At 75.0% G+C, this 10,540-nt stretch carries 10 protein-coding genes; 4 read left to right on the forward strand and 6 right to left on the reverse strand.

Annotation, left to right across the window (positions count from 1 at the left end; translation table 11 throughout):
- The first annotated feature begins 150 nt into the window (after nt 1-150).
- On the forward strand, nt 151-1,476 hold the full coding sequence (locus tag AB0F89_RS25760) for a tyrosine-type recombinase/integrase (RefSeq protein ID WP_367128165.1): 1,326 nt from the start codon (nt 151-153) through the stop codon (nt 1,474-1,476).
- On the opposite strand, the gene AB0F89_RS25765 is transcribed toward AB0F89_RS25760, so the two are convergent.
- The 3 genes from AB0F89_RS25765 to AB0F89_RS25775 are packed head-to-tail and all read right to left on the reverse strand — an operon-like array spanning nt 1,469 to nt 4,210.
- The gene (locus AB0F89_RS25765) at nt 1,469-2,596 is read right to left on the reverse strand and encodes an FAD-dependent monooxygenase (protein WP_367128166.1); all 1,128 of its coding nucleotides are present in this window, start codon (nt 2,594-2,596) and stop codon (nt 1,469-1,471) included. The genes AB0F89_RS25760 and AB0F89_RS25765 overlap by 8 nt on opposite strands.
- Nucleotides 2,593-3,114 carry a TetR/AcrR family transcriptional regulator gene (locus tag AB0F89_RS25770; protein WP_367128167.1) on the reverse strand — a complete coding sequence of 174 codons (522 nt, stop codon included), beginning with the start codon at nt 3,112-3,114 and terminating at the stop codon, nt 2,593-2,595. The genes AB0F89_RS25765 and AB0F89_RS25770 overlap by 4 nt, the downstream gene beginning before the upstream one ends.
- 31 nt (nt 3,115-3,145) lie before the next feature.
- Nucleotides 3,146-4,210, reverse strand: a complete 1,065-nt coding sequence (locus AB0F89_RS25775; protein WP_367128168.1) for a winged helix DNA-binding domain-containing protein — start codon at nt 4,208-4,210, stop codon at nt 3,146-3,148.
- A 145-nt stretch (nt 4,211-4,355) separates the two neighbouring features.
- Here AB0F89_RS25775 and AB0F89_RS25780 point away from each other — a divergent pair, with 145 nt between their 5' ends.
- A complete protein-coding gene (locus tag AB0F89_RS25780; protein WP_367128169.1) occupies nt 4,356-5,507 on the forward strand; it encodes a cytochrome P450 in 1,152 nt (383 codons plus the stop codon).
- A gap of 120 nt (nt 5,508-5,627) precedes the next feature.
- On the opposite strand, the gene glyA is transcribed toward AB0F89_RS25780, so the two are convergent.
- Nucleotides 5,628-6,941, reverse strand: coding sequence for a serine hydroxymethyltransferase (glyA, locus tag AB0F89_RS25785; protein WP_367128170.1), 1,314 nt, complete (start codon nt 6,939-6,941; stop codon nt 5,628-5,630).
- Nucleotides 6,942-7,016: 75 nt separating this feature from the next.
- Here glyA and AB0F89_RS25790 point away from each other — a divergent pair, with 75 nt between their 5' ends.
- Both AB0F89_RS25790 and AB0F89_RS25795 read left to right on the forward strand, forming a co-directional pair.
- Nucleotides 7,017-7,859: a PucR family transcriptional regulator gene (locus AB0F89_RS25790; RefSeq protein WP_367128171.1), complete on the forward strand. Its 843-nt coding sequence runs from the start codon at nt 7,017-7,019 to the stop codon at nt 7,857-7,859.
- A 78-nt stretch (nt 7,860-7,937) separates the two neighbouring features.
- Entirely contained in the window at nt 7,938-8,366 is a 429-nt protein-coding gene (locus tag AB0F89_RS25795) for a MarR family winged helix-turn-helix transcriptional regulator (RefSeq protein WP_367128172.1), read from the forward strand.
- Between the two features lie 9 nt (nt 8,367-8,375).
- Here AB0F89_RS25795 and AB0F89_RS25800 read toward each other — a convergent pair whose 3' ends face one another.
- Together AB0F89_RS25800 and AB0F89_RS25805 are read right to left on the reverse strand one after the other, a co-directional pair.
- Nucleotides 8,376-9,662, reverse strand: coding sequence for a M20/M25/M40 family metallo-hydrolase (locus AB0F89_RS25800; RefSeq protein ID WP_367128173.1), 1,287 nt, complete (start codon nt 9,660-9,662; stop codon nt 8,376-8,378).
- The gene (locus AB0F89_RS25805) at nt 9,655-10,482 is read right to left on the reverse strand and encodes a M55 family metallopeptidase (RefSeq protein ID WP_367128174.1); all 828 of its coding nucleotides are present in this window, start codon (nt 10,480-10,482) and stop codon (nt 9,655-9,657) included. Before AB0F89_RS25805 ends, AB0F89_RS25800 begins: the two co-directional genes overlap by 8 nt.
- Nucleotides 10,483-10,540: the final 58 nt, after the last annotated feature.

Raw genomic sequence — 10,540 nt, forward strand, 5'->3', positions numbered from 1 at the left:
GCGCTCCCACGATCCGGTTTCGCGTCGGCCGGGGATTCTGCAGCACCACCGGGGTCTTGCGGCAAGACCCCCTGTGCGCTATATGTTGAGAGTGGCGGGAAGTGCGCGCCTTTTTTGCGCTGCCGGTCCCGGCCCTGACACTGTGGGATCATGACCCTCGACGTGGAGTCCCCGCACCCCGACGAAGCCCGGTTCGAACCGCTCGTCGGCGAGTGGCTGCTGGGGTACCGCTCGGAGGCGACCCGCATGTCCTACGCCGACGCGCTGGGGCTGCCCCGGGACTGGGTCCGGCGACTGACGGGGACGGCGGCGACGCCGGTCACTCCCGGGACGCGGCCGCCGGTGCGGGAGGGCAAGTACCGCGACCTGGCGTGGTTGCGCTGGTGCGCCGCGCACGGGCTGCACCCGCTGCGGGTGACGGGGCTGGAGGTCAAGCGGTGGCTGGCCGAGCTGGTGGCGGCCGGGATGCCGAAGTCCACCCGCGGGCACCGGTTGGCGGTGCTGGCGCAGTTCTACCGCTTCCTGCTGGAACGCGGCGCGGTCACGGCCAACCCGGCGGCGTTCGACCGGCGCGGCCTGGGGCTGGGCACCGGCGGTGACACCAGCAGCACGGTGGTGATCACGCCGGAGCAGGTCGACGCGCTGCTGGTCGCGGCGCACTCCGTGCGGCGGGGCGCGAACCCGGTGATGCGGCTGCGGGCCACGGCGGTCGTCGCGCTGTTCACCCTCGGTGTGCGGGTGTCGGAGCTGACCGGCGCCCGGCGCGAGGACCTGCACGTCACGCGCGGCCGGCGCGCGTTGCGGATCACCGGCAAGGGCGACAAGACCCGGATCGTGTACCTGTCGGGGCTGGCCGCCGACGCCCTGGACGCCTACCTGGCCGAACGGGACCGGCAGGCCGGGACCGCGCTCCCGGCGGCGCGCGGGCACGTCGCCGCCGGGAGCGCCCCGCTGATCGCCACCGGCTCCGGCGGTCCGGTGAACCCGCGCGACGTGTGGGCGTTGATCCGCAGGCTGGCGGTCGCCGCGGGGCCGGAGCTGGCCGAGGTGGCCGACCGGATCCGGCCGCACGCGCTGCGGCACTTCTACGTCACCGCGGCGGCCGAGGCCGGTGCGGACATGACCCACGTGCAGGCCGACGTCGGCCACGCCTCGGTCGACACCACCAACCGCGTCTACAACCGGGCCGCCCGCCACCCCGACCGGTCCGCGGTCGACCTGGTGGAGCAGTCGTTGCTGCGGGCGCGGGCCGACCGCGCGGCACGGCAGGCGCCCGCCCGGGCGGAGCTGCGGGAGCTGCTGGCCGGCCTGCCCGCGGCCGACCCGCTGGACCAGCTGGTGGCGATCGGTCACCTCGAACGGCTGGTGGGGCGGCACCCGGAGCTGGCGCCGGCCGTCGCCGGCGCGCTCGCCGACCTGGACGGCCACCCCAAGGTCGCCGCCGAGGCGCGGGCCGCCCGCGCCCGGCTCAGCTGATCGTCACCGGCTTGCCGACCAGGCTCGTCGCGACCACCCGGTCCACGCCGGGCAGGTTCGACAACCGCATCGCCACCCGCCGCGCCCGCAGCCGCCACGGCGACGCGGGCAGGAACCACCGCGCGCCCGACCGGGCCACCCGCTGCTTCTCCAGCACGACCGGCCGCCACGCGCGCTCGTACCCGGCCAGGTCGTCCAGGTGCTCGGCCAGCACGTACGCGCCGCCGATCCCCAGCGACGCGCCCTGCCCGGCCAGCAGCGACACCGCGCCGCACGCGTCACCGACCAGCGCCACCCGCCCGGACGACCACCGCGGCAGCTCGACCTGCGCGACCTGGTCGTAGTAGACCTCCTCCGGGCACCGCGCCAGCGCCCGCGGCACGACCCACCCCAGCGACCCGTACACCCGCGCCACCTCGGCCCGCGGGTCGGCGGGCAGCTCCGGCGAGGGCGCCCGGTGCACGGTGAACGCCGCCACCCGCCCGCCGCGCAGCCCGTAGAACCCGACCTGGCGGCCGACGGTGTCGGTGACGTGAAACCGCCCGGACACCCGCGCGTGGATCTCCGGGTCCTCGAACGTGAACGCCGCCGTGTGGAACCCCAGGTACCGCACGTGCCCCTCGCCGAACACCAGCCGCCGCACCGCCGAGTGCACGCCGTCCGCGCCGACCAGCAGGTCGCCGGACACCGCGGAGCCGTCCGCCAGCCGCGCGGTCACGTCGGAACCGCCGTCCTCGACGCCGACGACGCCCGCGCCGTAGCGCAGCTCCACCCCGGCGGGCAGCTGCTCGCGCAGCCCGCGTTCGAGGTCGGGCCGCATGATGCTCAGCAGCCGCCCGCCCACGGCCCGCGCGAACCGGTCGAACCGCAGCCCGGCCACCCGGCGGCCGCGCGCGTCGACGTAGGCGGCCTCGTCCACCCGGTACCCCAGCTCCCGCAGTCGCGGCAGCACGCCCATCCGCTCGGCGGCGTCGTAGCCCGGCCCGAAGAAGTCGATCATGTAGCCGGAGGCGCGCGGCCCGGCGGACCGCTCGACCACGACGACCTCGTGCCCGAGCGAACCCAACCGGTGCGCCAACGCCAGTCCGGCGATCCCCGCCCCGCTGATCACGACCTTCACCGCAGCACCCTCCCCAGCACCGGCACGACGGCTCCCGCGGTCAGGTCGGGCGACAACGCCCGGTGCAGCAGCACGCCGTCCACGGCCGCGGCCAGCACCGCGGCGGTCGCCTCCGGCGTCGGCACGCCCCGCGAGGCCAGCCACTCGGCGAGCGTGCGGCGGAACTCCACCAGCACCTCGGCCACCGCGTGGCGCAGCTCGTCGTTGCGGGTCGCGGCGAGGAACGTCTCGGTGAACAGCTCCTGCCCGCCGTGGCCGTCCAAAGCCGCGAGCAGCAGCCGCAGCGCGTCCTCGGGCGTCGCGGCCCGGTCCAGCAGCCCGGTCAGGCCGGTCACGGCGTCGCGCAGCGCGCCGACCGCGGCCTGCACCAGCACCGCCTGCGTCGAGTCGAAGTGGTAGTGCACGACCCCGGAGCCGACGCCGGCGCGCTCGGCGAGCACCCGCGTGCTGACCGCGCCCCAGCCCTTCTCCGCGATGAGTTCCGCCGCCGCGTGCAGCAGCCGTTGCCTGACCGTCATTTGGACGATCGTACTGGACGATCGTCCAAATCTACAGCCGGACCTCCCCGTCGATGCCCGCGAACCCGAGCAGCCGGCCGCCCTCGGCTTCCACGTCGGCCCGCTGCGCGCTGGTCAGCGGCCGGAACACCGTGACGTCCAGGCCGGTGGCGGTGATCTTCCAGGTGCCGTGCACGAAGCCGTCCACCAGCAACGTCGGCTTGCCGCCGATGACGATCCCGCGCCGGTAGTCCTCGTCGGAGATGACCCTGGTGCGGTCGTCGTGGCCGAGCAGGAGGTTGTCGAACTCGGGCAGGAACCGGACCGGCGCGGGGGTGTCGGGGTCGGGCAGCGGCCCGTCCGGCACGTCGTAGAGCCGCCGCCCGCGCTCGTCGGCGAAGACCCGCAGGTCCATCGCCTCGACCACGGGCTTGAGCCGGGTCATGCCCACCCAGGTCTGCAGGTCCTTCACCGACGCCGGTCCGAACGCGGCCAGGTAGCGGCGCACCAGGTCCTCGACCGGCGCCGCGGGTCCGGCGGGACCGAGCCAGCGCGCGGCCGTCGTCCACGCCGCCGGTCCCGACCGCCCCCACACCGCCCGCGGCGTCGCCTGCACCGACGGCACGAGGTAGCTCGCCGCGTAGCCGAGCGCGTCGGCGTCGTGGCCGGGCCACTGCGGTCCGAGCAGGGCGCTCAACTCGGGCCGGGTGCGCGGCCGCTCCTCCAGCAGCGCCGCGGCGACGTCGAGGAACGCGTCCAGGTCGAGCCCGTCCAGCACGGAGCCGAACGGCGAGGAGGCGAACCGGCGGTGCAGGAACGGCCGCAGCAGCGGTTCGAGGCGGCCGTGGTCGGCGGCGGTGACCAGGTGGATGGTGGCGCGGTGCAGCGCGGCCCGGACCACCCGCCGGTCCAGCAGCAGCGCGCCCAGCTCGTCGGCCTCGAACGACCGGGTGCGCGACCACAGGCCGTAGTACGGCGAGAAGGGCTCCTGCGCCTGCAGGCCGACCAGGTGCTCCACCACCTCGACCGCCGGGCGCGACACCCGGTCGAGGAGGAACTGCCGGTGCAGGGTCGCGCGGTTCAACGCCTTGGTGCTCAGCACGCCGGTCTCGATCACCAGGCCACGCTATCGGCCATCGAGGACAACTCCGGTCCTCATTTCCCCGGTGCACGCCTCCTTCGTGTGAACCGACCGCAATCGCCCATTTCTCCGGGCGCCACGGGTACAGGGAAGTGCGGCAAGTGGAGGAGGGGCGTTCTCGATGAAGATCGCGGATAGGCGCCGGTTCCGGCAGGACCCGCTGCGGTACCTGGACGACCTGCGGCGTGGCAGCGCGACGGGCGTGATCCGGTTGCCCTGGGGCGGCTGGTGCGTAAGCGACGCGGACCTGGCGCACACCCTGCTCCGCGGTCCCGAGCACAACGCCGGCCCGTCGTCGTTCTTCGGGGAACTGCTGCCGTCGCGGACCGCGCAGGTGGACGTGGGCCACGCGGTGCGGAACGTCCTGCGGTCCCGCCTCCCGCGGTACCGGGAGGCGATGGCCTCGGCGGTGGCCGCGCTGCCCGGGGCGACGCGGTGGCCGGAGACCGGCGCCGACCTCGTGCACGACTGCCTGGCCGACGTGCTGCTGCACCCCGGCGCCCCGGAGGTGCGCGGGCTGGTGGCCCGGGCGGTGCGCGGTGGCGTCGTGTTCCGCGCGCCGCGCGTGTGGCAGCGGGCGCGGGCGGAGGTGCTGCGCGCCAAGCTGGTCGCCGCGGTGACCGAACAGGCCCGGCAGCGCCGCGAGGAGGGCGTCGGCGAGCCGCGCGACGTGCTGGACGCCGTGCTCACCGCGTGCCCGGGCGACCTGTCGGACCGGGCGGTGGCCGAGCTGCACCTGATGCTGTTCCGGTCGATCGTGGCGCCGGTCGCCACCTCGCTGGCGTGGTCGGTGCTGCTGGCCTGCCTGCGCCACACGTCGGACGAGCCCTGGCCGTGGTCCGCCGACCACGTGCTGCGCGAGGCGCTGCGGCACCGGCCGATGGTGTGGATGGTCGGCCGCACCGTCACGCGCGACACCGACTTCGGCGGCGTGCCGCTGCGCACCGGCGACGTCCTGTCGGTCAGCCCCTACCTGCTGCACCACGACGAGCGCCGCTGGGACGACCCCGGTGCGTTCCGGCCGGAGCGCTGGGCGGATCAGGACGGCCGCGGGCCCTACATCCCGTTCGGCGCGGGGCCGTTCACGTGCGCCGGCGCGGCGGTGGCCCACGAGCTGATCACCGAGGCGTTGCTGGCCCTCACCCGCGACGCCCGGCTGCGCGTCACCGGCGCCGACCCGCGCCCGGTCATGGCCGAGGGCGTCGTGCCCCGGCCCTTCACGGTCCACCGGACCCCTCACGCCCAGCTCAGCCCAGGTAGAGGAGGTGAATGACCATGACCGCCGTGTTGCACCGCGTTTTCCGCAACAAGCCGGCCCGCCGGTGGTTCTGGCAGTGACGGCCACCGGTCCGGTGGTCCCGGGCGCGACACCCGGGACCACCGGACCGGTCGATCAGGCGTCGTTGACCGCCCGCCGCAGGGCGATCGCGTCCGCCCGGACCCGCTCGGGCGGTTCGCGGTCGATCAGGGCGCGGCGCACGAGGTCGGCGATGGCGGGCTGGTGCTCGGGGGTGAAGCCGCGGCGGGTGATCTCCTGGGTGCCGATCCGCAGGCCGCGCAGGCCCTCGTCGATGCGCTGCCACGGCAGGCTGATGCCGCTGAGGTAGACGCCGGCCTCGCCGAGCAGCACGGCGGCCGCGTCGCCGCCGCCGAGGGTGAGCGCGTCGACCGCCAGGTGGTGGGAGCGGGTGAACTCGCCGTCGTGGCGGGCGACGTCGAAGCCGTTGTCGGCCAGCGCCCGGCCGAGCGCCCGCGCGTTGGCGATGCACGCCCGCGCGTACTCCGGCCCGTGTTCGGCCAGTTCGGCGGCGGTGACGGCGAGGGCGCCGAGGCGGCCGGCGTCGTAGTTGGCGAGCATGCCGGGGTAGGCGACGGTCGAGACGCGTTCGGCCAGGTCGGGGTCGCGGGTGACGACGCAGCCGCCGGACGGGCCGCCGAACGACTTGTAGGTGGAGAACGTCATCAGGTGCGCGCCCTCGTGCAGCGGGCGCTGGAACTCGCGGCCGGCGACGAGCCCGGCCATGTGCGAGGCGTCGTAGACCAGGACCGCGCCGACCTCGTCGGCGGCCGCGCGCACCGCGGCGACGTCGTGCGGGAACAGCATCAGGCTCGCGCCGATCACCACGATCCGCGGCCGGTGCACGCGCAGGAACGCGGGCAGCCTGCCGTAGTCGATGTCCAGCTCGTCGGGCAGGTAGGGCAGGTCGACCACGGTCAGGCCGCGGATGGCGGGCACGCCCTGGGCGTGGTGGCTGGCGTGGCCGCCGGCGAACTCGGGCAGCACCGCGATCTTGTCCCCGGCGCGGGCGAACGCGGTGTACACGGCCAGGTTGGCCAGCGTGGCGCTCTGCAGCCGGACCTCGGCGTAGCGGCCTTCCATCAGCTCGGCGACGAGCATCGGCGCGAGCACTTCCACGGTGTCCAGGTGGTCCAGCCCGACCTGGTACTTCTCGCCCGGCCAGCCCATGCTCGGCCGGCTGGACACGCCGGTGGACACGGCCGCCGCGGCGGTGGGGCTGAGCACGTTGGTGCCCGCGTAGAGCACGATCCCGTCGTCGTCGACCTGCGCGGCGTGCGCTTCGAGGGCCTTGCGGACGGTGACCGCGACACCGGCGGCGGTCAGGTCGGCGGAGACGGCGGCTTCGACCTCGGCGAGCCTGCGCTGCGCCTGAGGTGAGGCCCAGGGCGCGATCCTGCTGTTCGTCACGATCGGGAACGGTAGGACGTCGGTCGCGGGCGGGGCGACCGTCCGCGGGATGGAGTTGTTCCTACAGTTGTCGGAATGCAGGAGCTGCTGGACGAGCTGTCCCGCGTGCTGGGACGTGGCGTGTCGGTGGACGACGTGGCGGGCCGGGTGGTCGCGCACAGCGCCCAGACCGACGACGTGGACGAGGCCAGGGTGCGGGCGATCCTGACCCGGCGGGTGCCGGCGGACGTGGCGGCGTGGCAGGAGCAGCACGGCGTCGCGACCGCCACCGGGCCGGTGCGGGTGCCGGAGAACCCGGCGCTGGGTTTCCAGCAGCGGGTCGGCTTCCCGCTGCGGCACGGCGGGGTGCTGGTCGGCTACCTGTGGGTGCTGGGCGAGGCGCCCGACGTCGACCTGGGCGAGCGGCTGGCGGCGTTGGCGGCGCAGGTGCCCGCCGGCGAGCGCGCGCCGGTGCGGGTGGTGGTGGCGTTGCAGCCGCGGGTGGTGCGCACGGTGCCCGCCGGCGACGCCCTGCCGACCCTGCCGGGGCACGTCGGGGTGAGCGACCCGCACCCGCCCGACCGGACGGGCGCGGCGTACCAGCAGGCGCTGGCGGCGGCGGAGCTGGCGCGGCTGGACCCGGCGTTGCCCGATCAGGTGCGGTGGTCGGAGCTGGGCGCCTACCGGCTGCTGCTGGGCGCGTCGCCGGACGAGGTGCTGGCCGGGCTGTCCGACGTGCTGGTGCGGACGTTGGAGGTCTACCTGGACGCGGGGTGCGAGGTGCGGGTCGCGGCCGAACGCCTGCACCTGCACCGCACCAGCCTGTACTACCGGCTGGGTCGGATCGCCGAGCTGACGGGCCGCGACCTGGCCGACGGCGGGGTGCGGCTGGAGCTGCACCTGGCGCTCAAGCTCGCCAGGCTGGCCCGGCGCCCGTAGTCGATCGCAGAGCCCGGCGAACCACGACCGGAACGCACGATAGGGTGATCGACTTCCTGACCGACGTCAAGGAGTGACGTGCCCGACGACCTCGGCCTGCTGCTGTACCTGCCGCACCGCGAGCTGGAGAACAGGGTGTTCGCCGCCCTGGCGGAGGCGGGGTTCGACGACGTGACGCCCGCGCAGGCGCGGGTGTTCCACCGGATCGGCCGCGACGGTTCGCGGCTGACCGAACTCGCGGAGGCGGCGCGGATCACCAAGCAGACCGCCGGTTTCCTGGTCGACCAGCTCGAACGCGCCGGTTACGTGGAGCGCGGCCCCGACCCGACCGACGCGCGGGCCCGGCTGATCCGGGTGGCCCCGCGCGGCGAGAAGGCGATCCCGGTCGGCCTGGCCGCGATCGCCGAGGTCGAGCGGGAGTGGACCGCGCACCTGGGCCAGCGCCGGATGGTGGCGCTGCTGGACGCGCTGACCAGGTTGCGGGAGATCACCGACCCGCGGCTGTAGCGGGCGCCCTCAGGAGGACAGGAACCGGTCCAGCACGCGGACCCCGAAGCGCAGTCCCTCCACCGGCACGCGCTCGTCCACGCCGTGCGGCATGGCGCGGTAGTCGTAGCCGTGCGGCAGGGACAGCGGCGCGAAGCCGTAGCAGTCGATGCCCAGCCGGGTGAACGCCTTGGCGTCGGTGCCGCCGCCCATGCAGTAGGGCACGACCACGGCGTCGGGGTCCTCGGCGCGCAGCGCGGCGGCCATCGCGTCGAACCACGGCGAGTCGATCGGCGCCTGCACGGGCGCGTTGTCGTTCAGGAACTCGCGCCGCACGTCCGGCCCCAGCGCGTCGTCGATCGCGGCCAGCAGGTCGTCCACGGCGCCGGGCAGGGTGCGCACGTCCAGCTCGGCGGTGGCGCTGCCGGGGATCACGTTCACCTTGTACCCGGCCTGCAGCACGGTCGGCGTGACGCTGTTGCGCACGGTGTTCTCGACCAGCTTCGCGGCCGTGCCGAACCGGGCGATGGTGGTGTCGACGTCGGCCAGGTCGACCGGCACGTCGAGCACCGCGCCGACCTGCTCGATGAACGCCCGCACGGTCTGGGTGAGCCGGACGGGGTGCTCGATCGCGGTGATGCGGGCCAGCGCGCCGAGCAGCTTGACCACGGCGTTGTCGTCGTTGCGGCGGGAGCCGTGCCCGGCGCGGCCGGTGGCGGTGAGCCGCAGGTGCGAGGTGCCGCGCTCGGCGGTGCCGATGGGGTAGACCCGGTGCCCGTCGACGGGGTGGGCGAAGCCGCCGGACTCGCCGATCGCGGCCGCGCAGCCGGCGAAGAAGTCGGCGTGGTGGTCGACCAGCCAGTGCGCGCCGAACACGCCCAGGTCCTCCTCGTCGGCGACGAAGGCGAGCACGACGTCGCGGCGCGGCCGCCGCCCCTCGCGCGCCCAGTCGCCCAGCACGGTGAGGACCATGGCGACCATGTCCTTCATGTCGACCGCGCCGCGGCCCCACAGGTAGCCGTCGCGCTCGATCCCGGCGAACGGCGGCACGCTCCACTCGGCCGGGTCGGCGGGCACCACGTCCAGGTGGGCCTGCACCAGCAGCGCGGGCAGGTCCGGCTCCGAGCCGGGCACCCTGGCCAGCACGTTGCTGCGGCGCGGCGCGGGTTCGAGGATGGTGGCGGGCACGCCGACCGCGTCGAGGTGGGCCGCGACGAACTCGGCGGCCTCCCGCTCGCCCGCGGACTCGCCGCGGCCGTGGTTGGTGGTGTCGAACCGCAGCAGCGCGGCGCACAGGTCGACGACGTCCTCAGCCATAGATGCCCTCCACCGCTCCGGCGGCGATCGCGGTCACGACCTTGAACGCCTGCATCGCCAGCGTCATGGACGAGGCGTCGAACCCGACCCTACGTGGCCCTACCTGCTCCACGGTCGGCACGACCGCCGCGGCGGCGGCCAGGTGGGTGGCGTCGAACTCGACCTCGACGCGGTGCGCCGCCACCGCCGTCGGGCCGCGTCCGGCGCGACCCATGGCGGCCCGTGCGGCGGCGGTGATCAGGTCGGCGGTGACCCGCGGCGGCGAGCAGACGGCGGCGTAGCGGCTGACGCACTCCTTGACGGCGACGAGCTCGGCGCCGGGCGCGTAGTCGCGGGCGTCGTCGCAGGTCCGGTCGTCGCCGGTGACCAGCAGCACGGGGACGCCGTGCTCGGCGGCCAGGGCGGCGTTGAGCCTGCCCTCGCTCGCCGGGACGCCGTCCAGCCACACGCCGGTGATGGAGTTCTCCAGGTAGGTGTGGGCGAGCACGCCCTCCTGGCCCGCGCCCGCGTGGTAGCCGAGGAACACCACGCCGTCCACGCCGGAGTCCACGCCCTGCATCATCGACAGCGGTTTGTGCCGGCCGGTGAGCAGCCTGGCCCGCACGTCCAGGTCCTCCAGCAGGAGGTTGCGCTGGGAGGAGTGCGCCTCGTTGACCAGCACCTCGGTCGCGCCGCCCGCCCGGACCCCCTCGACGCAGGCGTTGACGTCGCCGGTGAACAGCCGGCGGAACCGCTGCCACTGCTCGGTCTGCGGGACGACGTCGGCGGTCCAGGTGACCCCCGTCGCCCCCTCCATGTCCGCCGAGATCAAGATCCGCATGGGTTCACCGTACCGAGCCGATGTCGGTTCTTGACGCGCGCCTCACCCTAGTGGTTAC

Source organism: Saccharothrix sp. HUAS TT1 (genome assembly GCF_040744945.1).
GTDB lineage: Bacteria > Actinomycetota > Actinomycetes > Mycobacteriales > Pseudonocardiaceae > Actinosynnema.